This window comes from Micromonospora sp. CP22 (assembly GCF_009712475.1).
Taxonomy (GTDB): domain Bacteria; phylum Actinomycetota; class Actinomycetes; order Mycobacteriales; family Micromonosporaceae; genus Micromonospora.
On sequence record NZ_VCJO01000008.1, the window covers coordinates 33,651 to 59,787 of the forward strand.

Consider the following 26,137-nt stretch of genomic DNA (forward strand, 5'->3'; position numbering starts at 1 on the left):
ATGACGCTCACCCTCAAGTCCGCCCCAGGGGACGGCTATAGGCGTCCCGGCCTGGTGCTGACGCCCGAGGAAGCGGTGGCGCTGATCCCGGCGGGTGCCACGGTCGCCGTGGGCGGCAGCGGCTCCCTGCTGCAGGTGCCGGAGACCCTGCTCGCCGCCCTCGAGCAGCGCTGGCGCAGGGAGCAGGAGCCCAACGACCTGACCGTCGTGCACGTCATGGGGCTCGGCGACCACCAGGGCCGGGGGATCGACCACATCGCCATCGAAGGGCTGGTGCGCAGGTTCGTCGGTTCGCACTTCGTCCTCTCGCCCCGTCAGCAGCGAGCGATAGCCGACAACCGGGTCGAGGCGATCGGATTGCCTGCCGGCACCATCTCGTTGCTGTACCGGGAGATCGCCGGCGGACGTCCGGGGCTGTTCACGGACATCGGCCTGGGCACGTTCGTCGACCCACGCCAGGAGTGGGGGCGGATGAACGAGCGTACCCGGGAAGGTCTCAGTGAGCTGATCACCCTCGCCGGGCGCGAGTGGCTCTTCTACCCCCGTTTCGACGTCCACTTCGGGCTGCTGCGCGCCACGGTGGCCGACGGACACGGCAACCTGGCGATGGACGACGAAGCCGCCTTCAGCGACAACCTCGCCATCGCCCAAGCTGTCCACAACAGCGGCGGCACGGTGGTGGCCGAGGTGAAGCGGATCGTCGCCCCCGGGGAACTTCCCGCCGGGCGGGTCACGGTGCCCGGAGCGCTCGTGGACCACGTCGTGATCACCGACTGGCCGAATCAGACCCCCATCACCCTCAGCGACCCGCGCCGGACCGGTGTGGAAGCGAACCGGCCCACGGCCGTCACACCGCTGCGCTTCGATCACCGCAAGGTGGTGGCGCGCCGCGCCGCGCAGGAGATCCACGAAGGCGATCTCGCCAATCTCGGTGTCGGCATGGCGAACGGCATCTCCTACGTGGCGCTCGAGGAGGGCTTCCTCGACCGGTTCACGCTCAGCATCGAGCAGGGCGTGTTCGGCGGGCTGCCCGGCGTGGGCCTGGATTCGGGAACGGCGATCAACCCGACGGCGATCGTGGACATGTCGAGCCAGTTCGACCTGTACGACGGCGGCGCCCTGGACTTCGCGGGTCTGGCGTTCGCCGAGTTCGATGCCGAAGGCAACGTCAACGTGGCTGGCGTGAACGGAACGCCGATCGGCCCCGGTGGCTTCATCGACATCAGCCAGAAGGCCAGGACCGTCGTGTTCTGCGGCACCTTCCGCGGTGGTGACCTCGACGTGCGGGTCGGGGAGGGCCGCCTGGAGATCGTGCGGGACGGCCGCTACGGCAAGCTGGTCGATCGGGTCCAGCGCATCGCCTTCGACGGCCGACGAGCGCGCCGCGCGGGGCAACGGGTCCGCTACGTCACCGAGCGGGCGGTGTTCCGGCTCGGCGCTGACGGCGTCGAACTGATCGAGATCGCGCCCGGAGTCGACCTGCGGCGCGACGTCCTTTCCCAGATGGGTTTCACCCCCATCATCCGCGAGCCACTTCGGGAGATGGACGCGCGGCTGTTCCGCCCGGAGCCGGCGGGGCTGCGTTGCCTGCCTCCACGCCGCCCCGGATGACCCGCCGTCCTTCCCGGCCTCAGACACAGAAAGGTAGATCTCATCGTGACCGATGCGTTCGAGGGAGTTCGCATCCTCGACTTCACCCAGCTCGAACAGGGCCCGTCCGCGACGCAGATGCTCGCCGACTTCGGAGCCGACGTCATCAAGGTCGAACGCATCGACGTGGGTGAGATCGGGCGCAATCAGGCCCCGTTCCTGGGCGACGGATACAGCCCGCACTGGTCCGCGACGAACCGGAACAAGCGGAGCATCAGCGTCGACGTGAAGTCGCCCGAGGGCCGCAAGCTCATCCTGGACCTGGCCAGGAACGCCGACATCGTGGCGAGCAACTTCCGGCCGGGTGTCATGGACCGCCTCGGGCTGGGCTACGAGGATCTGTCGGCGGTCAACCCGCGCATCATCGTCGCGTACGCCTCGGGGTACGGCCTCAGTGGGCCGTACACCCATCGGCGCGGGCAGGATCTGGCGGCGCAGGCCATCAGTGGCCTGATGGCCCTGTCCGGCACCGAGGACGCCGGCCCGATGCCGACCGGCACGTTCATGATCGACTATGTCGCCTCCATGCAGTTCGCCCTGGGCATGATGGCCGCGCTGGCGGCCCGGGAGCGTACCGGCCGCGGGCAGGTCGTGGACTCGAACCTGATGAACGCCGCGATCACGACGCACCTGCAAGAGGGCACCACGTTCCTGAGTACCGGCCAGCGTTATCCACGTCCGCCAGCCAACATCGCCCACGCGCACAACACGGCGCTCTACGGCTACTACCAGGCCGCCGACGGACTGTGGTTCGCCCTCATCGGTGAGTACTACGTGGACGAACAGTGGCGGCGGGCCGCACGCGCCTGTGGCCTGACCCCGGAGCAGACCGACGACCCTCGGTTCCAGAGCATCGAGGGTCTGCGAGAACACGTCCACGAGACCCGCGATCTGCTGGCGGAGGCGATCGCGCGCTTCCCACGCGACGAGATCATGGCTCGGTTCGAGGCGGAGGACGTTCTCGTAGCGCCCGTTCACGACTATGACGCCGTCTTCGAGGACCCGCAGGTCCGGCACAACAACCTCGTACTCGAGGCGGACGTCGCCGGAGTCGGACCGGTGCGTTTCGTCGGCATGCCGATCTCGCTCTCCGAGACCCCAGCCCGCCTGCGCATGGTGCCCCCCAAGGTGGGCCAGCACAACGAAGAGGTCCTCCGAGCGGCCGGGCTCAGCCCCGAAGAGATCGCCAACCTGAAGTCAGCCGGAGTCATCGGCTCTGAGTCGGATCGCGAGGCGGCGGGCGGGCGGCCGGCCTGGTCCTGACTGCCGACCTCCCTCCCAACGCTTCGCCCAAGGAGAAATTCGTGGACACGCTCACGACCGCCAAGCTCACCATCCCCACCGCTGACGGCGGGACCACAGTGCACGTCATGCACGAACCGGTCGACTACCCGCGCCATCAGGGGCCCTTCGAGTCCCGAACCGTGCTCGCTGCGGCACACGTCGTCGTGGACGCCCGTGCCGACTACACCCCAGGGGAGCAGACTCCCATCGACTGGGAAGCCACGATCGCCTTCCGCAAGCACCTGTTCAGCTACGGAGTGGGCATCGCCGAAGGCATGGACACCTCCGAGCGCGGTCCCGGCGGTCTCCAGTGGGGACAGGCCAAGGAGTTGATCCGGCTGGGTGTGGCCGCCGCGCGGGAAGAAGGCGCCGCGGTCGTGGCCGGCGCTGGCACGGACCAGATCACGTCCAGCAACCCCAGCCTGGGCGAGGTCGTCGACGCGTATCTCGAGCAGCTCGACTGGGTCCAGGCCCAAGGGAGCGCCGCGGTGATCCGCGCCAGCCACGCCCTTGTCGCTGCCGCCCGCAACGAGGACGACTACCTCAAGGTCTACGGCCAGGTCCTCGCGCAGGTGGAGAAGCCCGCCATCGTGCACTGGCTCGGAACCGGATTCGATCCCTCGCTCGCCGGATACTGGGGACACGCCGACCCCGTCGAGGCGATGAATGTCGTCGTCCGCATGGCCGAGGAGAACTCCGCGCGCCTCGACGGGATCAAGTTCAGCCTGCTAGACGAGGAGCTCGAAAAGGAGTTCCGCCGGCGTCTGCCGGAAGGCGTGAAGGTTTACACCGGCGACGACTACGGGTACACCAACCTCCTGCTGGGCGACGGTGAGCACCACAGCCACGGACTGCTCGGTGTGCTCGACCCCATCGCCCCGGTCGCGTCCCTTGGATTCTCCGCGCTCGACAAGGGCGACGAGGCGGGCTTCGTCGAGGCCATGAACTCCTCGATCCCCCTCGCGGTCAAGATGTTCGAGCCACCGGCCGACCGCTACAAGATCGGTACCGTCTTCATCGCCTGGCTGTCCGGGCACCAGGACCACTTCCGGATGGTCACCGGTCGGGAAGGATTCCGCTCGCTGCAGCACCTCACCGACCTCTTCGTTCTCGCCGACGAGATCGGCCTGTTCCCCGATCCCGCTCTGGCAGCGCACCGCATGCGACTGCTCCTGGCTGCGAGCGGCATCGAATGACGGCGTCCCGCGACCAGCTCATCTCCCCACGCGACGCGAACTGGGCCGAGGCGCTGCCCCCAGCGCGCGGCGTCACCGCAGCCGAGATCCGCGCCCACCTCAGCGAAGCACGCCGGCTCGTCGTGCTCGATGACGACCCGACCGGCACGCAGACCGTCCGGGACGTCCCCGTGCTCACGCGCTGGGACGTCGAGGACGTGCGGTGGGCACTGCGCCAGGGGGCCCCCGGCTTCTACGTGCTCACCAACACCCGAAGCCTCTCCCCGGCAGCGGCGGCCGAACGCAACCGGGACGTGGCCCGGGCATGCCTGGAGGCGGCTCGACTCGAAGACGTACAACTCGCGTTCGCGAGCCGGGGAGACTCCACGCTGCGAGGACACTTTCCCCTCGAAACGGACGTGCTGGCCGAGGTCCTCGCGGAACACGGTCAACCCACGCACGCGGTGCTCCTCTCGCCGGCGTACATCGATGCCGGGCGCGTCACCGTGGCCGGCATCCACTGGGCGGCAGGACCGGCCGGTCTCACCCCCATCGCCGACGGCGAGTACGCGCGCGACGCGACGTTCGGATACCGCTCGTCGCGTCTCGCGGAGTGGGTGGAGGAGAAGAGCGGCGGTCGGCTCCGTGCTGACCAGGTGGCCGAGGTCCACCTCGCGGACATCCGGGCCGCCGGCGGCGGCGCACTGGGCGCCGTCCTGTCCGCGGCGCAGGACGGCCAGGTCGTGGCGATCGACGCTGCCACCGACGACGATCTACGCGCGGCGGTGTTGGACATCCTCGCCGCCGAACGTGCCGGAGTCGGCATCGTTGCACGGGTCGGGCCGTCGTTCGTACGCGCGCGACTCGGGCAGGAGGACGGCTCACGCATAGCCGACGAGCGCCTCGCCCAACTGGTCGATCCCGACTCGCACGGCCTGGTCGTCGTCGGTTCGCACGTGGGCCTGACCACGCGGCAGCTCGACGCGCTGCGACAGCGCCGTTCCCCCACCGAGATCGAACTCGACGTCGCCAAGGTGATGGATCCGGCGGACCGGGCCGCGCATGTCGAGCAGGTGGTGCGGCAGGCGGTAACGGCACTGGCCGACGACCTGGTGGTGGTGCGCACATCACGTCGACTCGTCACCGGGGCCGACGCCAACGGGAGCCTCGACATCGCTCGGACGGTGAGCGCGGCGCTGGTGGACGCGACCGCCCGGATCGTCGGACAACGCCGTCCGTCCTTCGTCGTCGCCAAGGGGGGCATCACGTCGTCCGACGTGGCGACCCAGGCTCTTCGCCTGGATCGGGCCTGGATCAGAGGGCCGATTCTCGACGGCATCGTGTCGCTGTGGGAGGCGGCCAGCGGCTTTGCCGCCGACCTGCCCTACGTGGTGTTCGCCGGCAACGTCGGCGGTGACACCTCGCTGGCGGACGTCGTCGAGCGGCTGGAGAAGGCATCTGGAAGATCGGAGAAACCGGCATGAGAGTGATGATCACCGGGGGGTCCGGATTCCTCGGCACCCTGTTGGCGCGCCGCCTCCTCTCCGGGGAGGTCGGCGTCGGCGGCAGCGCACCCCAGCGTGTCCAGGAGCTCCTGCTCGTCGATCTGGTGGCACCCCAACCGGACCTCCTCGCCGACCCGCGAGTGGTGCCGATCACCGGTGAACTGGAGGCGCAGTTGCCCACCCTGGGCACAGCCGACCTCGTGTTCCACCTTGCCGGGGTCGTCAGCGGTGCCGCAGAGGCCGACTTCGACCTCGGCATGCGCACGAACGTGGACGGCACCCGCGCCCTCTTCGAATGGGCTCGCCGGCTTTCCACGCCTCCGGTACTGGTCTTCTCAAGCTCGCTCGCGGTCTTCGGCACCAACCCCGCCGGCGAGGCCGTCGAAATCGTGCGGGACGACACCCTGCCGACACCGCAATCCAGCTACGGGACACAGAAATTCATCGGCGAGCAACTGCTCGCCGACTACACCCGCAGGGGTTTCATCCGCGGACGGAGCGTACGCCTGATGACCGTTTCCGTGCGGCCGGGCAAGCCGAACGCGGCAGCATCGAGCTTCCTCTCCGGGATCATTCGAGAGCCGATCGCGGGGCAGCGGGCCAACTGTCCGGTACCCCCCGACACCGCCATCGCCCTCTGCTCACCGAGCCGCACGATCGACGGACTGATCCGGGCCGCTGAGGTCGACGACGTGACCTGGGGCAGCCGTACCGCGCTGAACCTCCCCGCGCTCACCACCACGCCCCGCGAGATGGTGGAAGCGTTGGAACGGGTGGTCGGTACCGGCACCAGCGACCTGATCGACTGGATCGACGACCCCGCCGTCCGCGCCATCGTCGGCAGCTGGCCCGCGCGCTTCAGCACGGAACGCGCGGAATCGCTGGGCCTGCTGCCTCCGCCCGACTTCGACGCGATCATCCGCGAGTACCTCACGACCATCACCGGCAGCGACGCCGGACAGGCTCGGGTCGGCGGGCCTGGTGAGCAGACCTGATCCGACTCTGCACCCTGATCACCGCGCGGCATGGCGCCGATGGCGTCCAGGGCGGGCGAGTCGGTGATACCGCCTTCGGGGAACGGCGAGACGCGGTACTGACCCTGGCGTCAGGCGACGCAGAGTCCAGAAAGCCGCCACGGCGTCACCGTCCGCGAGCTACCGCCTCGGCCGCCACTGTCGCGAACGAGCGACCAGAGCGAGCCAGAGCCCGGCGGGGTGGCGTGACAGCCATTGGCGATGCCGGTCACGTAGGACGTCGCGCTGCGCGGTGTTCGGCAGCAGCACGTCCGGGTGGCATAGGTACGCTACTGCGTGAAGTAGGCGGCGCTCTCCGCGTCTGCCGGGTAGTAGGACTCGATCGCGATTTCATCGATCGTGATGTCCACCGGGGTGCCGAATGTGGTGATGGTCGAGAACAGCCGCAGCTCGCGTCCGTCGATACGAAGGATCATCGGTAACACGACGTCCGGTTCGATCCGTTGGCTCGACGCATTCTCCGGTTCGGGCGCCAACAGTTCTTCGTAGAGTGCGGTGAGTTCAGGGTCGGGAGCAGTGGCGAGCTGACGCGAGATCCGGGTGCGGAACACCGCGCGTACGTCGGCCAGGTTGACGACCATGCGAGCGAGCCCGCGCGGGTCCAATCCCAGTCGCACCAGGTTGACCGGCGGCCGCAGCAGGTCAGGATCCACCTGTGCGAAGAACGGGTTGACAGCGCGATTGGTCATGACGATGTTCCACCGGCGGTCGAAGACCACCGCCGGGTATGGTTCGTGCGCGCGAAGCACCCTGCGGACCGCGTCGTGGACGGCTGACAGCGCGTTGTCGTCGAGCGGACGCTCGGCGTACCGAGGTGCGAAGCCGGCGGCGAGCAGCAGCCGGTTGCGATCACGCAGTGGTACGTGCAGTTGATCCGCGAGTCGGAGGATCATGTCGGCGCTCGGCTTGGACTTACCGGTCTCGACCAGGCTGACGTGACGAGCCGAGACGTCCGCAGCGATCGCGAGGGCCAGTTGGCTGAGTCCCCGGCGCTGCCGCCACTGCCGTAGGAGTTCCCCGACCGTGCACACGATCACGAAGCGTACTCATCGTCGAGTCGGACGCCATGAAATCCGAGTTCATCGACAATCGAGACGGCCACGGAAACACTGCATCCATGACCATGGAGAACAAGAGCATCGTCCAACGGGCGCTGGCAGGACTGATCGAGACGGGTGACGTCGACGCGCTCGCACCGTTTCTGAGTGATGACTTCGTCCACCACAGGCCGGGTACAACCACATCGACCAAGTCCGAATGGCTCGCCGCCGTCCGGGCTGCGCTGGTGCCGCTCGCCGACATGCAGGTCGAGATTCATCAGGTGCTGGCAGACGGCGATCACGTCGTGATGTACTCGCGGCGCTGGCTTCCCGACGCAGGAACGGAAATCGCGGTCGTCGACATCTGGCGGATCGACGACGGGCTGATAGCCGAGGCATGGGAAATCATCGAGCCGGTGGCCCAGGTGGCCGCCAACCTGGTGTGGTGGGAACCCGCTCAGCACTGACCATGCGAAAGCACCCGCACCGTGGCGGAGACCAGGGCGTTGCCGTCGGTCCCTCGCCCACAGCAACCGATGAGCGCCCGGAGGGCGGGCCGGGGTCGTCGGGCGTCGGCCGGGGGTGTTCAGGATTCCCGGGTGGACCGTCGGCGCGCCACGACGACGGTTCCGGCGGCGATGATCATGGCGGCCAGGATCGCGCCACCGATCAGGAGCGGCGCCCCCGGTCCGTCGTCGGTGTCGCGGGCCGCAACGGCGGAGCTGGCCGCAGTGGAACTGCTCGGCGTGGTGGACGGCGCGGCCGTGGGGGCCGTCGTGGCTGACGCGGCTGCGTCGGGGCTGGCGGTGGGGTCGGCGACGGTGAACTGGTACGAGCCTTGCACCGGGTGCCCGTCGGCGGAGACGACCCGGTAGGCGACGGTGTAAGTGCCGTTGGTCAGGACCTGGTCGATGGTGATGGTGCCTTTGGTGCCGGTGACGGCGGGCTCGCTGGTGGACACCTTCTGCTGCGCGGCGTCGGACAGGGTGATGGTGGTGTACGCGGGGTTCAGCTCCTGCATGAACTCCAGCGTGATCTCCTTCGGAAGCGAGGTGAGCTGGGCGTTCTTCGGCGGGGTGGCGGACTTGAGGGTGTTGTGGGCGGCGGCCGGAACAGCGGGCACCAGCAGCAGCGTCACCGTGGTAAGCGTGGCGGCGAGTAGGCCGGCGAAGCTCGGGCGGGCATGGGTGGGCATGTCTCTCCTGTCGGCTCAGCCGAGAAGCTGTTGGCCGACCCAGCCGCCCTCCGGGCAGCCGGGCGGGACCGCGAAGACAGCCGAGCCGATCGGGGTGGTCCATTCATTGAGCAGGTCCCGTTCGGCGAGGCGTCGCTGGATGGGCAGGAACTGCTTCGTGATGTCGGCCTGGAACGACGCGAAGATCAGCCCGCTGTCGGCGGTGCCATCGGCGGCGGGCGCTCCGTCGTAGTTGTAGGAGCGACGCAGGAGCTTCAGCCGATCGTCGGTGACGTGGGCCCGGGCCAGGTGAGAGAAGTCGGGAATGACGGTGAGCCCGTCGGGACCGAGGGCGTCGAAGTCCGGTTCGTCGTGCTCGGCGGTGCCGGTGAGCGGTGCCCCGGTGTCGAGGCGGCGGCCGACGGACAGCTCTCGATCGGTGCGCCCGAGCAGATCCCACGTCTCCAGGTTCATGCTGATCCGCCGCACCACGAGGGTGGTGCCGTCACGCAGCCAGTCGGGACCGTCGTGGATCCATACCGCCGTCTCCATCGGTCCGCCGGGCTTCGGGTTGGCGGTGCCGTCGAGCTGGCCGAACAGGTTCCGTTGGGTACGGCCGGGTTCGGCGCCGGCGGCTCGGCGGAAGCCCTGCTGCACCCATGCGACGGTGGCGAAGGGGCGGCTGTCCTTGACCAGCACCCGTTGGGCGTGAGCGACGGTGAGCGGGTCGTCGGCGCAGATCTGGAGCAGCAGGTCCCCACCGGACCAGTGGGGCTGGAGCCGGTCGATGCGGAAGGACGGCAGGTCGGCCACCGACGGTGGTCGCCGGTCGTCGAGCCCGGCGGCGCGGTAGAGGCCGGGGCCGAAGCCGAAGGTGACGGTCAGCCGGGCAGGCAGCAGACCGAGTTCGGGTTCGGTGTCGGCGAGGGCGGGCCGGCCCTGAGTGAGGCGAGCGGCGTCGTCGGAGAGCAGCCGCAGCATCCGCCCGAGCGCGGCCCGGTCGGTTCCTGGCTTCAGGGTGAACGTGACGAAGGCCGCGTGCGCCTGTGGTTCGGTGGTGACACCGGCCTGCCTGGCTCCGTGGAACGGCTCCACCGCGGTGCCGACCTGCGCCACCGGCACCGTGTCGGCGGGACGTACCTCGGGGTTGGTGGACCGGGCGGCGGTGACGGCGGCAGCACCGGCGAGCGCGCCCCCGGCGGCCAGGGCACCCCCGGTGAGCAGACCCCGCCTGCTCACCGGTCGGTTGGACGGACCGGTCATGACGCCGGGCTGGGGCTCGCGGGCGTCTCCGGCGTGCCGTGTCCCGGGGCGTAGCTCTCCTGAGCGCCGGTGAACGGCTTCGCCACGGCGGTGAACGTCTGGGTGCGGCCGTCGCCGAAGGTCAGGGTGAAGGTCACCTCGTCGCCGGCCCTCACCGGCTGCTTGAGATCCATCAGCATCAGGTGGTCGCCGCCGGGCTCCAGCACGTGGCTGCTGTTGGCCTTGATCACGATGCCGCCCGGCTTGGCCTGCATGACCATCTTGCCGTCCTGCATGGCCATCTCGTGCAGCTCCATCGGTGACACCTCGGTCGCCGCCGACGCGATCGTCACATCGGCGTCGCCGTCGTTGACGAATGTGCCGAACGCCGCGGTCATGCCGTTGTCCGCGGCCTTCACCCACGGGTCACGGATACCCAGCACTCCGGCGGACGTGCCCGTCGGAGCCGAGACGGTTGGTGACGGGGGCGACCCGGCGGCCGAGGAGTCGTCCGACGACCCGCAGCCGGAGATGGACCCGGCCAGGACGACGGCGCTGATCAGGGACGCCGGGCGGGCGAGCCGGCGAGTTCTGGTGCTGGGCATGACGAAATCCCTCAGTAGGTTGGTGTCGAAGTAGTCGTCGGGCCGGTGGAGTCGGAAGTTCCCTCCCGGTGCGGTATTCGTGGTCACGCCGGAAGGATCAGGCAGCCGCGTCCCCGCGATGGTGGGCCGAGCCGGGGTACTGGCAGTTCCTCCTCCGCCAGCCGCTAGGCGGAGGCGCGGCTCGAGGCCGAGGGGATCGTGACCGCCGCCCGACGGGAGGCGGAGGCGATTCTGAACCGGGCACACGAACAGGCGGCCGGGACCACCGGAACTCCGGCTCCGTCTCCCGTACCGCCCGCCCGGCTGCCGTCACCGGATGAAGATCCGGGCACGCACACCTGGCGGAGGCGGAGGTGAACCGTCTGCTGCCGCAGTGGCGGGCACCTGAACCCACGCACCAGGTGGCCAGTTCGACGAGCCGTGCCGAGCGCGGCGTCGACCGGCGTGAGTCGCGCGACGCGGGCCGACCCCAATGGCGACCAGACGCTCGGTCGTTTGCCATTGGAGACGGCCCGCTGGTGTCAAGGGCGCACTACCGGGACGAGGTATCTGTCGCGGGAGATCGGTCAGCGAGGGGCGGTGAAGGTGTACAAGTCCGACGCGGTGTCGTCGAAGTAGGGTGACCACCACAAGGTCGGTGCCGCGTACGAGTTGAGCGTGCTGTTGACCCCGTTGAGGTAGCCCCAGTTCCCATCCCAGTTGATCAACCATGGGCCGCCGCTGGCGCCTGCGGTCAGGTCGCAGTTGATGCGGATCCGCGCCCCGGACTTGGTCGAGTTGCCGCTGCACCTCATCAGGTTGCCGCCGTCGAACGGCGCGTCGCTCGGGTAGCCGAAGTTGTTGATGCCGACCGTGAAGCCCTGGTGCGTACGGAAACCGTGGCCGCCGAACTGGTTCACGATGTGGGCGCCGTTGCGGGTGTTCATGATGGCCACGGCCATGTCGGCCTCCCAGTTGGAGCTGTCGATCCAACTGCTCCAGGTCCACAGCTCGCGGGCCGTCCAGGTGCCGTGCGGCCGAGGGTTGGCCAGGTCATCGTCGTACGCCGGGACGAACGACCAGTTGGTGGCGAGACTGCTGCCGGGCCCGCCGTGGATGCAGTGACCGGCCGTCCACACGGTGTTGTAGCCGACCGAGTTGATGACCGAGCCGGAGCAGACCCACGATCCGCCGTCCATGTTGAAGAAGACCTTGCCGTTGGTCCGGGCGGTCGGGTGGTTGGAGCCGAGGTTCGGGTTGATGGCCTGCGTGGAGTTGCCCGGGGCGCCCATCAGGCCCGCAACCGGAGGCACATTCACCGGCTTGGACCGGTTGGTCGGTGCGGCAGACGAGGTCCCTCCACTCTCGGCGAAGCGCCGCGCCGCGGCCTTGTACGCGGGAGACTCCTCGACGGGCTTGGCATTGCGCATCCGCTCGGGCGTCCAGTACGCCTCGATCGCCGCGTGGGCAGTCACCTGCGCGCCGTGCAGTTGCCTGCCGGCCGCCCACGCCTCGGCGCTGACGGCCGTGCTGACCTGACGGATGCTGTCACCGTCGGCGTGCGGGGCCGCCTGCGCAGGCTGGCTGACTGCCAGCGGCGGCAGGGCCAAGGCCAGGGCCAGGATGGGGTACGTCAGGCGCCGAGCACCGATTGTCCTTGCTCTCATCGAACATCCTTCTTCCGGGTCGTGTGGGAAACCGAAGATTGTCGCCAGTCGATATCCAGTCTCGATGCCTCACGACCGGTCGTGTGGCCATTCTGGACTAGGTCGGACCCCGTTGGACTGCCGTTGTCCCGAAGTGGACATGCGCCCGTCTATTTGTTTACTGATCGAAAAGCTGCCCGGCAATTTGTCGTGACGACGCCCGGTGGCTCTGATGCCGGTAGGCGCGTGGATGAGGGAAGACGTGACTGGGTCGCCCGCCCTGGTCGCTCGCGATCGATCAGCGGACGCTGGTCTGCGCGCACGGTGCCCGGTTGGCGGCGATGGCGGTGTCCGTAGCGTTTCCAACCGGCGCCGTCAATGCCGCTACCGTGCTTGGTGATGTCGCGTTCCGGCTAGCCAGGGATACGGTTGCGGTGCATCCGAAGCCGCTGCTAATTCGTCTCAACTACTTCGAGGGCTCACCACGTACCAGGTAGCTCCGTGTGGAGTTCGGCCATTATCTGTGGCTGGGATCGGCGCCGTGGGAACATCCCGATCGCCGTGAATCCAGGATTCGGAAATCCTTCGGCCGAGTCGAGGTAAGGATGTCGAAGGAACGGTCCGCCGTGTCCGGTCGGTGACCGGACGCCGGAGGGGTCTCGTCCCCCGAGCGAGCTACCCGCGAATGTCCACCGCACGGTGACGACCGCGGCGGCGGAGATTCATAGGTTTCTCGTGTCCGCGGCACTCCGGTCGTGGTCTGCGAAGGAGTCGTCATGCGTCTGGTCAAACAGTTCCTCGCCGTTGCCGCCGTCGCCCTGGTCGGCAGCCAGTGCATCGCCGCAGTCGAGGGCAACTTCCTCCTCACCCTGGTGATCGGCGTCCTGACGGCCGTGCTGAGTGTGGTCGTCTACCGGTGGGTCGTGCGGCGTACCGAGCGCCGGGAGCCGACCGAACTCGCCCAGGACGGCCGGGGCGGGAAGCTGGGCCGTGGCTCGCTCATCGGTTTGGCCATGTTCGCGGCCGTCATCGCCAACATCGCGTTCGTCGGCGGTTACCACGTCGAGGGCTGGGGCTCGCCGACCGGAGCGCTGGGTCTGCTCGGGGTCATGGCGGCCGCCGCCGTCACCGAGGAGTTGTTGTTCCGGGGCGTCCTGTTCCGGATCGTCGAGGAGCGTACGGGCACCTGGATCGCCCTCGCCCTGACCGGCGTGGTGTTCGGCGCGATGCACCTGGTGAACCCGGACGCCTCCCTGTGGGGGGCGACCGCCATCGCGATCGAGGCCGGGTTCATGCTGGCCGCCTGCTACGCCGCCACCCGGAACCTGTGGGTCCCGATCGGTCTGCACTTCGGCTGGAACTTCGCCGCCGGCGGCATCTTCAGCGTCGTGGTCTCGGGTAACGGCGAGTCGAAGGGGCTGCTCGACGCCTCGACGTCCGGGCCGGTCGCGCTGAGCGGCGGCGCTTTCGGACCGGAGGGCAGCCTGTACGCGGTGCTGGCCGGTGTGGTGCTGACCGTGGTGTTCCTGTGGCTGGCCAAGCGCCGCGGGCACATCGTCCCGCGCCGCCGTCGTACGGCGCAGGCCCCGGGCCGTCGTACGGCGCAGGCCCCGGCAACCGTTACGGTCACCCGGTGATCAAGCTCCGGAGGCTCCCGGATCTGTGGCGGCAGTGGCCGACCACGATCCGGGATCTCCCGTTCGCAGTGGCGCTGGCCCTCGCGGTGGCGGTCCCGGCCCTGCAACGGCAGGGTACGCAGCTCGGTGACCTCCCGGACCGCCCGTACGACGCGTGGACCGTCGGCGTCGTGGCCCTGGAGTGCCTGCCGCTGGCCGTACGCCGTCGCTGGCCGGCCGTCTGCCTCGCGCTGGTGTCGCTCGGCTTCGCGATCGACCAGCTCCGCAGCTACCACACCATCGCGGGTACGGGATTGGTCATCGCGCTCGTCAGCGCCGGCGCCTATCTGGAACGGCGCCGCTGGGTCGTCGCGGGTCTCGCCTCGGCGGCGTACGTGCTCCTGGCGATCGCCCTCGACCGGCTCGGCTCGGGTGAGGGCGTCGCCGGGTTCGCGACCTTCTACCTGCTGCTGGTGCTCGCGTGGGGCATCGGGGCGTGGCTGCGCCAGACCCGCGCTGCCGAGGCGGAACGCCGCCGCCAGGTCGAGCAGGCCACCCGTGCGGCGGAGCGTACGCGCATCGCCCGGGAACTGCACGACGTCGTCACGCACCACGTGACGGCGATGGTCGTGCAGGCCGAGGCGGCACGCTACCTGACCGGCGCGCCGGAGAAGCTGGACCAGGCCTTGACCGCGATCACCGGCACCGGCCGCCGTGCCGTCGGCGACCTGCGGCAGTTGCTCGACCTGCTCAACCCGGACCACAGCACAGAGGATCCGCGTACGCCCGCCGTCGGTGACCTGGACGCCCTCGTCGACCAGTCCCGGCAGGCCGGTCAACCGGTCGAGTTCGTCCGGGAGGGCACGCCGTCGGCGGCCACCGGCAGCGTCGAGGTGGCGGTGTACCGGGTGGTGCAGGAGGCGCTGACGAACGCGCTGAAGTACGCGTACGGCAGCCGGACCAGGGTTCACGTTCATCACGCGGAGGAGCAGACAACCGTGGAGATCAGCACCGACGGCTCCGGATCCGGTGGCGCGTCCCCAGGCGGCAGCGGGCGCGGCCTCGCCGGGCTCCGCGAGCGGATCACCGTCCTCGGTGGAGACTTCAGCGCGGGCGCGCGGGTCGGCGGCGGTTTCCTCGTACGGGCCCGGATCCCAGCCCGGAAGCCGTCATGACCGCGCCGATCCGGGTGCTGGTCTGTGACGACCAGGCGCTGATCCGTGCCGGCTTCGCGACGATCATCGACGCGCAGCCTGACATGGAGATCGTCGGGGAGTGCGGCGACGGGCGGGCGGCGGTCGACCTGGCCACCCGGCTGCGGCCGGACGTGGTGGTGATGGACGTGCGGATGCCGGTGCTCGACGGCATCGAGGCGACCCGCCTGCTGGCCGGCGTCGGGGTCGCCGAGCCGGTCAAGGTGCTGGTGGTGACGACGTTCAACCTCGACGAGTACGTGTACGAGGCGTTGCGCGCCGGTGCCAGCGGCTTCCTGCTCAAGGACGCTCCGCCGGAGCAGCTGCTCAACGGCATCCGCACGGTCACGACGGGCGCCGCGCTGCTGGCCCCGGAGGTGACCCGGCAGCTGGTGGGCCAGTATGCGGCCCGCATTCGCCCGGCCGAGGAGAACCGGGACGACGGCGTGCTGACCCGGCGGGAACTGGAGGTGCTTCGGCTCATCGCGGAGGGCCTGTCCAACAGTGAGATCGCCGCGGCGCTGGTGATCAGCCAGGAGACGGTCAAGACGTACGTGTCCCGCATCCTCACCAAGCTCGACCTGCGTGACCGGGTGCAGGCGGTGGTGTACGCGTACCGCCATGGCCTGGTCACCTGAAAGGTGTTTGATCAGGCCATGCCGTACCGAAACCGTCAATCGGACGCGATGCGATCCTCCTGTCCCGGTCGGGTCCGGCGGTCCTCCGCTGGGCCCGACGGCGCGGCTGCGCTGCCGAAGAACGTCGAGCGGAGGGCGCCACTACTTGTTTGTGCCAGGTAGTCGGGGGTAGCCAGGGCTGTCCGGGACGGGGCGGGCGGGGGCATGGCTGAGCTGAGGTTCTTCGAGAAATAAGCGGCACGGGCAGGCGTCACTCCGGACCCGGCGCGATTCCTGACCGTGGCCACCCCTGCGTACCCGCACGGAGCGGATCAGCGGCGGGAGGCGGCGGACCTGGCCGACCGTGTGGTCGGGCACGACGAGTTCGAGGACGCGGTGGTGCAGCTGCCGGAGGGCCAGCGGGCCGGGGTCCGGCCGTCGCCCCGCGCCGACCATGACCGGTGCCGGCCCGGGTGGCGGCCGTTTCGTGCCACACAGCCTCAACTGGGTCGGGAAGGAGAAGCGGTGAACTACGCCGAGTTCCTCGAAGCCGTGAAGGAGCGGGCGGGACTGCCACCGACGGAGGCGGCGAACATCATCCGAGCCACGCTGACGACGCTGGCGGAACGGCTCAGTGGCGGCGAGGCCCGGGATCTGGCCGCGCAACTTCCCGAGGAGTATCGAGGGTATCTGCACAAGGGAGTGGAGTTCGCCGAACAGTTCGATCTGGTGGAGTTCCTGAATGAGGTGCAGACGCGAGCTGGACTGGATGACCGGCGGGCTGCTGAAGGTGCTCACGCGGTGTTGATGACCCTGCGCGAGGCAGTGAGTGCGGACGAATTCGGGGATCTGGAGTCCGAGCTGTCAAAGGACATTCGGCAGTTGTTTCATCCGGCGGGCGGCCTCTGTCGGTGGCACGAGCCGACTCCCTGGCCGTGACGCGAGCCGGCTCGCCGTCACTGACGACGGAGGGCCGGCGTCACGTGCCGGCCGGTACGGCGGCGGGCCGGACCGAGAGGTCGAGTTCGCCGCCGACGACATTGACCTCGATGGTGTCGCCCGGATTCGCTCCGTCCTCGAGCAGCAGGGTCGACAGCCGGTCTTCCAGCTCACGTTGAATGCTGCGCCGCAGTGGCCGCGCCCCGTACTCGGGCTGGTAGCCCCGGTTGGCCAGCCACTGCGTGGCGTCCGGGCTGACCTCAAGGTTGATGTCCTGTGCGTGCAACCGACGGCGGGTGCGATCCAGCAGCAGGCCGGTGATCTCGAGGAGCTGGTCCCGGTCCAGGCCGGTGAAGATGATGATCTCGTCGATCCGGTTGAGGAACTCCGGCCGGAAGCGCTGCCCCAGCAGCTCCATCAGTTCCTCGCGCTGGTCGCTGACGGGACGCCCGGCCGTCTGCGCGGCCAGGATGCGGTCCGCGCCGATGTTGCTCGTCATGATCAGAATGGTGTTGCTGAAATCGACCGTGCGTCCCTGCGCGTCGGTGAGAAGACCGTCGTCGAGCACCTGCAGCAGCGTGTTGAACACGTCCGCATGCGCCTTCTCCACCTCGTCGAAGAGCAGCACCGAGTACGGCCGACGGCGAACCGCCTCGGTGAGCTGACCGGCCTCCTCGTATCCGACGTAGCCCGGGGGCGCTCCGACCAGCCGGCTGACCGTGTGCCGCTCCTGGAACTCGCTCATGTCGAAGCGGATCATGCTGGACTCGTCGCCGAAGAGCGCCGCGGCGAGGGACCGGGCCAGTTCGGTCTTGCCGACGCCGGTGGGTCCGAGGAAGAGAAACGACCCGTCGGGTCGCTGGGGGTCACTCAGCCCGGAACGCGATCGGCGTACGGCGGCTGCCACAGCCCGTACGGCCTCGTGCTGGCCGACCACGCGCTCGTGCAGTAGCTCCTCGATGCGCCGCAACCTCTGCTTCTCCACCTCGGTGAGCTGGGTGACGGGAACACCGGTACGGCGGCTGACCACCTCGGCGATATCACCCATCTGCACCTCGGGCACCGGAGGTGGGCCCTCCTGCGCCGCCGCCAGGTCCCGCTCGGCCGCATCGATCTCGGCTTTCAGCGCACCCGCGCGCTGATAGTCCTCGTTCGCCACCGCGCTGTCCTTCTCCCGGCGCAGCTGGGACAGCCGCTTCTCGATCTCTTTCTTGTCCGGAGCCGGGGTGCGGGAACGCAACCGGACCCGCGCTCCTGCCTGGTCGAGCAGGTCGATGGCCTTGTCCGGCAGAAACCGGTCGGTGACGTAGCGGTGGGACAGTTCAGCTGCGGCGTCCAGCGCTTCGTCCGTGTAGCGCACCTGATGGTGCGCCTCGTACCGGTCACGGACACCCTTGAGGATTGCGACGGTGTCCTCCACGCTCGGCTCCGACACCAGGATCGGCTGGAACCGGCGCTCCAACGCAGGGTCCTTCTCGATGTAGCGACGGTACTCGTTCAGGGTCGTCGCACCGACCACGTGCAGTTCGCCGCGGGCCAGGGCGGGCTTGAGCATGTTGCCGGCATCCATCGCCCCCTCGCCACCGCCGCCCGCGCCGACAACGGTGTGTAGTTCGTCGATGAAGAGGATCAGCCCGTCCTCGGCGGCCGTGACCTCCTGGATCACATTCTTCAGTCGTTCTTCGAACTCGCCGCGGTACTTGGTACCCGCCACCATCCCGGACAGGTCGAGTGCGACCACGCGCCGGTCGGCCAGGGTTTCGGGTACCTCGTCGTTGACGATGCGCTGTGCGATGCCCTCGACGATCGCCGTCTTTCCGACCCCCGGCTCACCGGTGAGCACCGGGTTGTTCTTCGTACGCCGGGAGAGCACTTCGATCGTGTCGTCGATCTCGTCGTCACGCCCGACGACCGGATCGAGCCGACCGGCCCGGGCATCCTCGGTGAGGTCCCGTCCGTACTGGTCAAGGGTGGGGGTGCTGCTGGCCCCGCGCCCGCCGGCACCGCCGGCCGGCGGCGTGGGCCCGGTGGCGGCTCCACCGAGCGCCCGCAACGCCCGGCCTGCGGTCGTCTCCGGGTTCGCGGCGATGCCGAGCAGGATGTGTTCGGGGCCGATGTACGTCGCGCCGGACCGTCGCGACTCGCGGTGCGCGTCGAGCAGGGCGCGCTTCGCCGCCGGTGCGAGTGGTGGGGTGTCCTCGCGTGGCCTGTCCCTGGGGACGGCCGACTCAATCTGGCGGGCCAGGTCGTCCGGGTCCGCGCCGCTCGCGTCGAGGATCCGGCGGGTGGGGTCGGACTGGGTGGCGGCCCACAGCAGGTGTTCGACGTTGAGGTACGGACTGCCCCACTGCGTGGCCTGCTCGGCTGCCCGTTGCAGGAGTTGCCGCGATTCGGTGGAGAGCAACCGGGACAGGTCGACCCGCTCCACCGGGCGTCCCGCGAACGGGTCGCCTCCGAAGAACCGACTCATCAGGTCATCCAAGGAGCCGCCAGGGATGCGGAACGCGTCGAGCGACATCTCATACCTTTCTGTCGGCTGGGTGGTCCTCGGCACAGGCCCATCTGAACGCTACGCACTTTTTGTCCGGCGAAGGTGGCTTTTGCGATTCGTGGGTCCGTGGGGAGGGTGGCTCGGGCTCGCCGACGAGATCCAGCGGGTGGTCGCGAGCCCATCGCCGGCCGCGTCCTGCGCGTCGGCGACGCGGTCTACCTGCCCGCCGCCGCCAGCAACCGGGATCCGGCCGCCTTCCCCGACCCGGACGCGCTGGACATCTCCGGCCGCTGGTGCCGCCCTGGCGGCCACTGAGGATGTGACACCACAGCGAATGGTTTTCCTGGCCGTCACCAGGCTGGCGGTGCTCACGCTGGTATCACTGTCCAGCGAGCGCGCTTTCTCACCGCTCTCCGCGTACCGCCGTTTACGTTCCCGTGCCTCGCCCCGGTTGGTCCTCGTAGCGGACCACGGCGGAGCCTCAGCGTCACGGGGCGGCGACAAAGCGTGCCACTACCGATGGTCCCCGCATGGATCCCCTCGACCGAACTGCTCTCGGTGTCGCTCGGGTCGTGGTCGGCTTGGCCCTGTTCGCGGTGGCGGCGTGTGGCACAACAGCGCCAACGGAACCGGGCGATACCTCTCCGCCCACCTCCGGCACGAGTTCGGGCTCGCCGTCGTCGGAGAGCACATCCTCGGTGGCGGAACCCCTGCGGCAGCCGCACGAAATCCTGTCCAACAACATTCGCCTGGCCCGTGCCGCCTGTAAGGGGTGCGGCGGGGAACTTAACCTCGACGCATCAGCGGCTCGGAAGTCGATCGGCCTGTTGATGAGGGAGCACGCCCAGCACAAGGACTTTGTGCTCACCGAAGTGAACGCGGAGCGGGCATTGTATGGGCCATCCGGTTCGACGCCGAGGCTGGCCGGTGCCAACAAGCCCCCACCCGACGTTTCCTTTCGGGACGCTAGCGGGCGGGAGGTGTACCGGCGAGAGGTCAAGACCTTCAGCGGAACGCCGACCACGTTCGCGCGGCAGTTCGAGGACTACGCGAAGAAGTTGGACTATCGGGGTGAGCTGTATGTGCAGGTACCCAGGGGGACGGACCCACAACGGCTGATGGAGGCGTTCTGGGCCAAAAATCGCGACGATCGCCGCTTGGCGAGGTACGCGGACGTGTACGTTGCCTTCCACACGCCCGATGGCCGACCGTCAGGGTTGTGGATGCTGGGGGCTCGTGGAATGGGCGTACCCGGTTAGAGAGGGGACAGGTGGGGGCATCGGCGTTTCTCTACTGCTCGTGCAACCGGATCTGCTGGGGACTCGGCAAGCCGTTGCGTGAGCAGCCCGGCGGCCCCGTGATCAGGTACGCCGGCAATCCAGGTCAGCCGGTCTTCTCGCAGTCCCGGCTGGTGTCCAGCGCGTTGTGGAAACTGCTTGTCGACCATCTCGGCCACCAGCTGCGGGTGGCCCACGACTGGGATCCCGAACTGCACCGCCAGATGGAGAGCGGTGTGCTGCCGGCGATGCTCGACGCGGACGGCGACCTGGACATTTCCCTTCCTGCCTACCTTGCTGGCTGGCCGGAGGATGGGTTCGCGGAGCTATGGTCCGCCGGTTTCGATGCCTCCGACGAGGGATTTCTGACCTGCGAGCGCTGCCCTGAGCGGCTGGCCCTCGGCCGGGTGTTGCGGGATCGCGTGGGTGCCCCGTTGCTGTTTCATGGGGGCGACCCGGGTGAGGTGGCCAATTCCCGGCAGCCAGAGCTGAACAGGGCGGCGTGGCGCTTCCTGACGGTGCACTTCGAGCATCCGTTGCGGGTCGTCGCGTATCCGCCCGGACAGCGTGGTCCGGTTGACGAGGCCGGAGATGCCGGCTGGATTACGGTCGGCGGCAGCGGGTCGAGCGCCATGTCGCTAGTGGCGTACGTCGCTGACTTTATCGGCTGATCCTGGGGCGACCATCTCACGCCCCGTTCGCTGTCGGAGAGGTGTCGTCGAGCGCGTTCACCTTCTGCGGCGTCGGCGCTAGCCTGTCGGCACGTCGAGCGGTGCCGTGACGGCGAAGCTCCGATCCACGGCGTTCACCAGCGCCGTTCCTCGCCGGCCCAGTCCGGACCGTGCGGCCCATCCGGCGAGTGCGTTCAGGAAGCCGACCAGATCCCGCTGTACGCGCATCAACAGTGGCGCGAGCGCACGGCGCGGAAAGTCGATGTGGTGATCTGCCCAGGGGCCGCGACGACGATTCGGGCCACTGTCCTGCCACACCCGCAGATCCTCACCGAGCACCTCAACCTCCGGAGCCGGGTCATGTCCCAGCCACGGTGAACCACCGGCGAGTGCCTGTGCCCAGTCCCGCCAGTCCTCCAGCCCACTGCAACAACCCGGCACGACGTTCGTCCCGGTCCTGGCGTCGCACACCCGCACACCACCAGCAACGATGAGGAGTTCCTCGGCCAGCAGCGCGTCCGCGACCTCTTTGTGGCCGCCAGGAGACGCCACCTCGATCCCACTTGCCAGAGCCGCCACGAACAGACCGATCCGCTCGTCGGGACAATCGGCGTCGAGCACCAGCCAGGAGCCGGGTGTCAACGGCTCCACCGGCCATGGCACCCTGCTGTCGAGCATCGGCACCTCGACGACCGCCTGCATCGTGATCACCACGTCATTCAACCGACGTTTCCCGGACCCGTCAGGTGCCTTTCCGGTACCGGCCCGCGCTCGGCCGCGCGGCCGGAGAACCTGGCGCTGAGGGTCCGGCTGATCGACGGGTACGCACGGTGGCGGCGCGGCGGGACCACAGCCCGACCGCGCGGCTCTGGTCCCGTCGACGGGCGGAGCCCAGCGCCCGGAGGACAAGCCGCACCGAACGGCGTGCTGCCCGCCCCGGACGAGACCTCGGTGCGCTCAGTGGGTGAGCCCGAGAACGCCTGATGTCAGGGCGTCGTTGATCTCACGGGCGAGTGTGGCTCCGGTCGCTGATGCTCGCTCCAGGGTGGTGCGGAACTCGGCGAGTCGGCGGAAGGCTTCGCCGTACGTGTGCTGCTGTTCGAGTGCCAGGACCGGGATGGACAGCCGCCGGATGTCGATGCGCATCGCGCCGTTTCCGGTGCTGGAGGCGCGGCCGGCGATGCGCAGGTTGTCGGTGTGGGAGATGACGCCGGCGATGAACCACGGGTCGAAGCGGGTGGTGTCGACGCGGATGAGTTGGGTGCCGGGTCCGAGTTCGGCGCCGATCTGTTCTGGGGTGGCCACTCGGGCGCTGATCTTGTGGCCGATGACGGGGACGAGGATGTCGTCGGGGCGTACGTCGGGTCCTGGCTCGTCGTCGGTGGTGCGGGTTGTGGTGCCGGTGGCCGGGCTGCCGGAGAGGATGTCGGCGGCGGTCAGGACGACGGTGGTGGCGGTGGTGCCTGTTGATCGGCTGCGGTTGGGGGCGCGGTGCACGGTGATGCTGCCGGAGCGGATGAGGTCGGCGATGTCGGCGTGCGGGGCGTCGCGTAGGGGTGTGTCCGGTGCCGGTGCTACCGCTGGCAGGTTGTGTCGCAGTTGGTCGAGCAGTCGGTCGAACTCGTCGATCCGGGTGATGACCTGTGCTGGATCGGTGGCGGAGCCGTGGGTCTGGGGGAGGTGGCGTTGCGGGGTGAGGTCGACGTGGTCGTCGAGGATGTCGATGACGGGCACCGCCCGGTGGACGCCGGGCAGTTCGGCGTACGCGGGTGATCGGTAGGCGCTCCACGCGCTGGCCACGGTGTCGGTGAGTGGCCGGTCGGGTGCGGCGGTGGTGTCGACCATGAGGAGGTCGCCTGCCGGTGGCTGGTGCGGGTCGGGTTGGGTGAGTACCCAGACGTGTAGTCCGATGCCGGTGGGTGGCATCAGGCCGGCGGGGAGGGCGACGACGGCCCGTAGGGCGCCTCGTCGGATCAGTTCGGCGCGGACGCGGCGGCCGGCGGGTCGGGACGCGGCGGCCGGTGGCATGAGTACGACGGCGGTGCCGCCGGGTGCCAGGTGGGCGAGGGCGTGCTGGACCCAGGCGAGTTCGGGTTCGGTGCGTGGGGGCAGGCCGTAGGTCCAGCGGGGGTCGTAGGCGAGTTGGTCGTGGCCCCATTCGTGGATGCCGAACGGGAAGTTCGCTACGACGACGTCGGCCCGCAGGTCGGGTAGTGCGTCGGCGAGCAGGCTGTCGCCGACGTGCACGACAGGGGGTGCGGCGTCGGGCGCGCCGCGTCGGGCGCGTACGTGCAGCAGCCACAGTCGCAGCATGGTGATGAGGGCGTACTGCGGGTTGATCTCCTGGGCGTAGCAGCGGGTGGCGGTGCCGCGTGCCAGGGCCTGGTCGGCGGCCATTCGTAGGATCGACCCGGTGCCGCTGGTGAAGTCGAAGGTGTGGGTTCCCTGCCCGGCGAGGGCCAGCATCACCTCGGCGACGGCGTCCGGTGTCCCGGCCAGGCCGGACATGGAGTGGGCTGAGGAAGCGTAGCGGTGGTGCAGGTACTCGAAGGCCGTTTCGGGGCCCTGCTCCGTGCCGAGTTGGTCCACAACGCGCAACAGGGTGTCGAGTTGTGCGGTCCACTGTTTCGGCAGCAGCGGGTCGACCATTGTGGCCAGAGCGCGGTCGAGTGCGCGCAGCCGGGTGACGAGCTGTCGCGGTGTCGGCAGGTCGGCGTCGGTGGCCTGGGTCTGACTGGCGCGGACGACGAGCAGCGCGCCGGCGATGCCGAGCACGTCGCTGATGTGTGCCGCTGGTTGGTAGCTCTCGATGTGTCGCCAGGCCCATTCGTCGGTGCTGGCCCGGTGTAGCCGACCGTGCCGACGCAGCCAGCTTTCCACCTCCCGTGCGTCGAAGGACGGGCTTGCGGGGGTGCCGCCGACGGGTGTCGGGAAGTCGGCGTAGCGGCGTCGCCAGTTGCTCACCGCAGCCCGGCCGACGTTGGCCAGCCGGGCGATACCGCTGGCGGTCAGGGTGGTCTCGTTCGGGACCAGACTCGGCTCCGTCGTCACTCGTGAACCTTACCACGACAATGGTGTTTGTGTACGCGCTTCACAGGCGCTATGGTTCCGGTCGTTCGGTTCGACACCCCATCGGGAGGTTCCCCATGCCACGTCGTGGCCGCAGCACCACGGTCGGAAAGTTCGCCCAGCTCTGCCAGGCCCGTCGCGCCTCCGAGATCCGGATGCTCGGTGAGCTGCTCCGTCGCGAGCAGCTCACCGCAGCGCGTGAGCAGGTGCGCCCGCCCTCGGAGCGGGAGCGAGCGACTCCGCGCTGAGCCGTACGACCGACCCGATTCCGTCGACCTGAGGAGGACCATGAACACCCTTGCGCGAAGCAGCTTCGTCAACCGTTGCGTCTGCGTGCTTCCCGCCGGTCGCGTACGTCTGCCGTGGCGCGCGCCGCTACGCTCCGGCGACCGCGGGCATCGACTCTTCCCAGGCGTACGCGCGAGTGCGCCTTGATCCGGTCCTCGGTGCCGCCATCGCGGATGCGTACGTGGCGGCACCCCGGTGCGACGAACGTGCCTACGCCGCCTACGCGGCGTTCTGCCGGGAGACCGTTCAGCAGTACCACCTCCTGGTCGGGCGGGTGGAGTTCGGTGGCTTGGGCGTGAGCGTGCGCATCGTCGACGAGGACCCGTACGCCGACGTCGAGTCGATGGTCGATGACCTGCGCAGACGTCGGCTGAAGGTGTGGGCGAGCGCGGCCACCGGCAACCCTCATCCCTACCTCAGTGACGGGGAGAACGACATGTTCCGGGCGGTTCACGATGTGTTCGGGCACGCGGCGAGCGGCCGGGGTTTCGACCGGCACGGCGAGGAAGCGGCCTGGTTGAAGCACAGCACGATGTACTCACCGCTGGCGGCGCGCGCGATGACGACCGAGACGCGCGGGCAGAACTGTGCCCAGATCTTCCACTACGGGGGTCGCCGGTTCGCCGAACAGAAGGCGGTGCTGCTGCCCCGATTGTTCAGTGATCCGCGTCTGGTGCGTGCTGCTGCGGGAGTGGGCGCGCGTGCTGTGGTGGCGTGCGGCCGACGATCGCGGCGTATGCCTGCACGGCGGTGACGGACTCGTCCAGCACACCGGGTATCGGCGGCAAATTTTCCGACAGGGGCGCCAGGACGCGGTAGACGTCGGCGGCGCTGTCCGGCCGGTCGTCGGGGGTGGACGCCAGTAGCGAGTGCACCAGGTCGTCGAGCGTGGCCGGGGTCTCGGGTCGCAGCGTGGCGGGCCGGGGCGGTGCCGCGGTGAGTTGCCGCCGCACCGTGGTCATGGTGGTCAGGCCGTCGAAGGGTGGGCTGCCGGTGAGCAGGTCGAACAGGGTGGCGCCCAGCCCGTACAGGTCGGCGCGGTGATCGGTGCGTTGACCGAATATCTGCTCCGGTGCCATGTAGCCGAAGGTGCCGACGGCCTGCCCGCTCTGGGTGATCCGCGAGTAGCGGTCGTCGTCGGGAATGACGGCCAGGCCGAAGTCGAGCACCTTGACCGAGCCGCTCGACTCCAGCATGGCGTTGCTGGGCTTGATGTCGCGGTGCACGAGCCCGAGTCGCTGTGCCGCGAGCAGGACACTGCTGATCTGGGCTCCGATGGCGGCCACCCAGCCGATCGGGAGTGGACCGTGTTCGGCGACCAGGTCCGACAGGGAGATGCCGTCGATCTTCTGAAGGACCGCGTAGGGGTGGCCGGCGTGTTCGCCGAGGTCGTAGACGGCGGGCACGCCGGGGTGGTCGAGACGGGCGGTGAGCAGCGCCTCGCGGCGGAAACGGCGCACCAGGTCGAGGTCCGTGACGGCGACGAACTTGACGATGACCGGCCGGTCCAGCAGTGCGTCGTGTGCCGGCCAGACCTCGCCCATTCCCTTGTGCGCCAGGGGGAATCGAGCCAGGCGATAGCGGTCTTTGAGGCTTGTGCCGGGCAACACGCGGCTCAGCATAGCGACCGACGTGGTCGCGA

General features: G+C 69.1%; 24 protein-coding genes. 15 read left to right on the forward strand and 9 right to left on the reverse strand.

Going from position 1 to position 26,137, the window contains the following annotated elements; genetic code table 11:
• The 5 genes from FF096_RS15470 to denD are packed head-to-tail and all read left to right on the forward strand — an operon-like array spanning position 1 to position 6,609.
• Complete coding sequence (locus FF096_RS15470; RefSeq protein WP_155218731.1) at positions 1 to 1,611, forward strand: acyl CoA:acetate/3-ketoacid CoA transferase; 1,611 nt, start codon at positions 1 to 3, stop codon at positions 1,609 to 1,611.
• 45 nt (positions 1,612 to 1,656) lie between these two features.
• Entirely contained in the window at positions 1,657 to 2,913 is a 1,257-nt protein-coding gene (locus FF096_RS15475; RefSeq protein ID WP_155218733.1) for a CaiB/BaiF CoA-transferase family protein, read from the forward strand.
• Positions 2,914 to 2,954: 41 nt separating this feature from the next.
• Complete coding sequence (locus FF096_RS15480; protein WP_155218735.1) at positions 2,955 to 4,130, forward strand: DUF993 family protein; 1,176 nt, start codon at positions 2,955 to 2,957, stop codon at positions 4,128 to 4,130.
• Entirely contained in the window at positions 4,127 to 5,593 is a 1,467-nt protein-coding gene (locus FF096_RS15485) for a four-carbon acid sugar kinase family protein (protein ID WP_155218737.1), read from the forward strand. The genes FF096_RS15480 and FF096_RS15485 overlap by 4 nt, the downstream gene beginning before the upstream one ends.
• On the forward strand, positions 5,590 to 6,609 hold the full coding sequence (denD, locus tag FF096_RS15490) for a D-erythronate dehydrogenase (RefSeq protein WP_155218739.1): 1,020 nt from the start codon (positions 5,590 to 5,592) through the stop codon (positions 6,607 to 6,609). The genes FF096_RS15485 and denD overlap by 4 nt, the downstream gene beginning before the upstream one ends.
• Positions 6,610 to 6,917: 308 nt before the next feature.
• Here the strand turns inward: denD and FF096_RS15495 are convergent, their stop codons facing one another.
• The gene (locus FF096_RS15495) at positions 6,918 to 7,685 is read right to left on the reverse strand and encodes a helix-turn-helix transcriptional regulator (RefSeq protein WP_309223364.1); all 768 of its coding nucleotides are present in this window, start codon (positions 7,683 to 7,685) and stop codon (positions 6,918 to 6,920) included.
• Between the two features lie 80 nt (positions 7,686 to 7,765).
• Between FF096_RS15495 and FF096_RS15500 the strand changes: the two genes are divergently transcribed.
• Positions 7,766 to 8,155, forward strand: coding sequence for a nuclear transport factor 2 family protein (locus FF096_RS15500; RefSeq protein WP_155218741.1), 390 nt, complete (start codon positions 7,766 to 7,768; stop codon positions 8,153 to 8,155).
• Positions 8,156 to 8,274: 119 nt separating this feature from the next.
• Here FF096_RS15500 and FF096_RS15505 read toward each other — a convergent pair whose 3' ends face one another.
• From FF096_RS15505 to FF096_RS15520, 4 genes are all read right to left on the reverse strand, one after another.
• Positions 8,275 to 8,883 carry a copper resistance CopC family protein gene (locus tag FF096_RS15505; RefSeq protein ID WP_155218743.1) on the reverse strand — a complete coding sequence of 203 codons (609 nt, stop codon included), beginning with the start codon at positions 8,881 to 8,883 and terminating at the stop codon, positions 8,275 to 8,277.
• A gap of 15 nt (positions 8,884 to 8,898) precedes the next feature.
• Positions 8,899 to 10,125, reverse strand: a complete 1,227-nt coding sequence (locus FF096_RS15510; RefSeq protein WP_155218745.1) for a Dyp-type peroxidase — start codon at positions 10,123 to 10,125, stop codon at positions 8,899 to 8,901.
• Positions 10,122 to 10,709 carry a copper chaperone PCu(A)C gene (locus FF096_RS15515; protein ID WP_155218747.1) on the reverse strand — a complete coding sequence of 196 codons (588 nt, stop codon included), beginning with the start codon at positions 10,707 to 10,709 and terminating at the stop codon, positions 10,122 to 10,124. The genes FF096_RS15510 and FF096_RS15515 overlap by 4 nt, the downstream gene beginning before the upstream one ends.
• Before the next feature lie 566 nt (positions 10,710 to 11,275).
• Entirely contained in the window at positions 11,276 to 12,355 is a 1,080-nt protein-coding gene (locus FF096_RS15520) for a serine protease (protein WP_155218749.1), read from the reverse strand.
• A 755-nt stretch (positions 12,356 to 13,110) separates the two neighbouring features.
• Between FF096_RS15520 and FF096_RS15525 the strand changes: the two genes are divergently transcribed.
• From FF096_RS15525 to FF096_RS15540, 4 genes are all read left to right on the forward strand, one after another.
• Complete coding sequence (locus tag FF096_RS15525; RefSeq protein WP_155218751.1) at positions 13,111 to 13,971, forward strand: CPBP family intramembrane glutamic endopeptidase; 861 nt, start codon at positions 13,111 to 13,113, stop codon at positions 13,969 to 13,971.
• The gene (locus tag FF096_RS15530; protein WP_309223365.1) at positions 13,968 to 15,125 is read left to right on the forward strand and encodes a histidine kinase; all 1,158 of its coding nucleotides are present in this window, start codon (positions 13,968 to 13,970) and stop codon (positions 15,123 to 15,125) included. The genes FF096_RS15525 and FF096_RS15530 overlap by 4 nt, the downstream gene beginning before the upstream one ends.
• On the forward strand, positions 15,122 to 15,781 hold the full coding sequence (locus tag FF096_RS15535; RefSeq protein ID WP_155218753.1) for a response regulator transcription factor: 660 nt from the start codon (positions 15,122 to 15,124) through the stop codon (positions 15,779 to 15,781). Before FF096_RS15530 ends, FF096_RS15535 begins: the two co-directional genes overlap by 4 nt.
• Before the next feature lie 504 nt (positions 15,782 to 16,285).
• Positions 16,286 to 16,699 carry a DUF2267 domain-containing protein gene (locus FF096_RS15540; RefSeq protein ID WP_309223366.1) on the forward strand — a complete coding sequence of 138 codons (414 nt, stop codon included), beginning with the start codon at positions 16,286 to 16,288 and terminating at the stop codon, positions 16,697 to 16,699.
• 40 nt (positions 16,700 to 16,739) lie between these two features.
• Here FF096_RS15540 and FF096_RS15545 read toward each other — a convergent pair whose 3' ends face one another.
• Positions 16,740 to 19,217, reverse strand: coding sequence for an ATP-dependent Clp protease ATP-binding subunit (locus tag FF096_RS15545; protein ID WP_155218755.1), 2,478 nt, complete (start codon positions 19,215 to 19,217; stop codon positions 16,740 to 16,742).
• Positions 19,218 to 19,316: 99 nt separating this feature from the next.
• On the opposite strand from FF096_RS15545, the gene FF096_RS15550 reads away from it, so the two are divergent.
• The 3 genes from FF096_RS15550 to FF096_RS15560 all read left to right on the forward strand — a co-directional run bounded on the left by FF096_RS15550 (position 19,317) and on the right by FF096_RS15560 (position 21,138).
• The gene (locus FF096_RS15550; RefSeq protein WP_196222545.1) at positions 19,317 to 19,505 is read left to right on the forward strand and encodes a hypothetical protein; all 189 of its coding nucleotides are present in this window, start codon (positions 19,317 to 19,319) and stop codon (positions 19,503 to 19,505) included.
• A gap of 383 nt (positions 19,506 to 19,888) precedes the next feature.
• Positions 19,889 to 20,449: a hypothetical protein gene (locus FF096_RS15555; RefSeq protein WP_155218757.1), complete on the forward strand. Its 561-nt coding sequence runs from the start codon at positions 19,889 to 19,891 to the stop codon at positions 20,447 to 20,449.
• 11 nt (positions 20,450 to 20,460) lie between these two features.
• Complete coding sequence (locus FF096_RS15560) at positions 20,461 to 21,138, forward strand: hypothetical protein (protein WP_155218759.1); 678 nt, start codon at positions 20,461 to 20,463, stop codon at positions 21,136 to 21,138.
• 78 nt (positions 21,139 to 21,216) lie between these two features.
• Here the strand turns inward: FF096_RS15560 and FF096_RS15565 are convergent, their stop codons facing one another.
• The gene (locus FF096_RS15565; protein ID WP_155218995.1) at positions 21,217 to 21,840 is read right to left on the reverse strand and encodes a hypothetical protein; all 624 of its coding nucleotides are present in this window, start codon (positions 21,838 to 21,840) and stop codon (positions 21,217 to 21,219) included.
• A gap of 255 nt (positions 21,841 to 22,095) precedes the next feature.
• On the reverse strand, positions 22,096 to 24,189 hold the full coding sequence (locus tag FF096_RS15570; RefSeq protein WP_309223367.1) for an N-6 DNA methylase: 2,094 nt from the start codon (positions 24,187 to 24,189) through the stop codon (positions 22,096 to 22,098).
• A 95-nt stretch (positions 24,190 to 24,284) separates the two neighbouring features.
• Here FF096_RS15570 and FF096_RS15575 point away from each other — a divergent pair, with 95 nt between their 5' ends.
• Together FF096_RS15575 and FF096_RS15580 are read left to right on the forward strand one after the other, a co-directional pair.
• A complete protein-coding gene (locus tag FF096_RS15575; protein ID WP_155218761.1) occupies positions 24,285 to 24,455 on the forward strand; it encodes a hypothetical protein in 171 nt (56 codons plus the stop codon).
• Between the two features lie 176 nt (positions 24,456 to 24,631).
• Positions 24,632 to 25,249, forward strand: a complete 618-nt coding sequence (locus tag FF096_RS15580; protein ID WP_230462648.1) for a hypothetical protein — start codon at positions 24,632 to 24,634, stop codon at positions 25,247 to 25,249.
• Here FF096_RS15580 and FF096_RS15585 read toward each other — a convergent pair.
• Positions 25,152 to 26,105 carry a serine/threonine-protein kinase gene (locus tag FF096_RS15585; RefSeq protein ID WP_309223368.1) on the reverse strand — a complete coding sequence of 318 codons (954 nt, stop codon included), beginning with the start codon at positions 26,103 to 26,105 and terminating at the stop codon, positions 25,152 to 25,154. The genes FF096_RS15580 and FF096_RS15585 overlap by 98 nt on opposite strands.
• Positions 26,106 to 26,137 lie beyond the last annotated feature (32 nt).

Bases quoted from the DNA above. Each gene is read 5' to 3' on its own strand.
- FF096_RS15525 (WP_155218751.1), top strand. From the start codon at position 13,111: ATGCGTCTGGTCAAACAGTTCCTCGCCGTTGCCGCCGTCGCCCTGGTC.
- FF096_RS15535 (WP_155218753.1), top strand. From the start codon at position 15,122: ATGACCGCGCCGATCCGGGTGCTGGTCTGTGACGACCAGGCGCTGATC.
- FF096_RS15575 (WP_155218761.1), top strand. From the start codon at position 24,285: ATGCCACGTCGTGGCCGCAGCACCACGGTCGGAAAGTTCGCCCAGCTC.
- FF096_RS15470 (WP_155218731.1), top strand. From the start codon at position 1: ATGACGCTCACCCTCAAGTCCGCCCCAGGGGACGGCTATAGGCGTCCC.
- FF096_RS15515 (WP_155218747.1), bottom strand. From the start codon at position 10,709: ATGCCCAGCACCAGAACTCGCCGGCTCGCCCGCCCGGCGTCCCTGATC.
- FF096_RS15510 (WP_155218745.1), bottom strand. From the start codon at position 10,125: ATGACCGGTCCGTCCAACCGACCGGTGAGCAGGCGGGGTCTGCTCACC.
- denD (WP_155218739.1), top strand. From the start codon at position 5,590: ATGAGAGTGATGATCACCGGGGGGTCCGGATTCCTCGGCACCCTGTTG.
- FF096_RS15520 (WP_155218749.1), bottom strand. From the start codon at position 12,355: ATGAGAGCAAGGACAATCGGTGCTCGGCGCCTGACGTACCCCATCCTG.
- FF096_RS15565 (WP_155218995.1), bottom strand. From the start codon at position 21,840: ATGCAGGCGGTCGTCGAGGTGCCGATGCTCGACAGCAGGGTGCCATGG.
- FF096_RS15485 (WP_155218737.1), top strand. From the start codon at position 4,127: ATGACGGCGTCCCGCGACCAGCTCATCTCCCCACGCGACGCGAACTGG.
- FF096_RS15545 (WP_155218755.1), bottom strand. From the start codon at position 19,217: ATGTCGCTCGACGCGTTCCGCATCCCTGGCGGCTCCTTGGATGACCTG.
- FF096_RS15505 (WP_155218743.1), bottom strand. From the start codon at position 8,883: ATGCCCACCCATGCCCGCCCGAGCTTCGCCGGCCTACTCGCCGCCACG.
- FF096_RS15500 (WP_155218741.1), top strand. From the start codon at position 7,766: ATGACCATGGAGAACAAGAGCATCGTCCAACGGGCGCTGGCAGGACTG.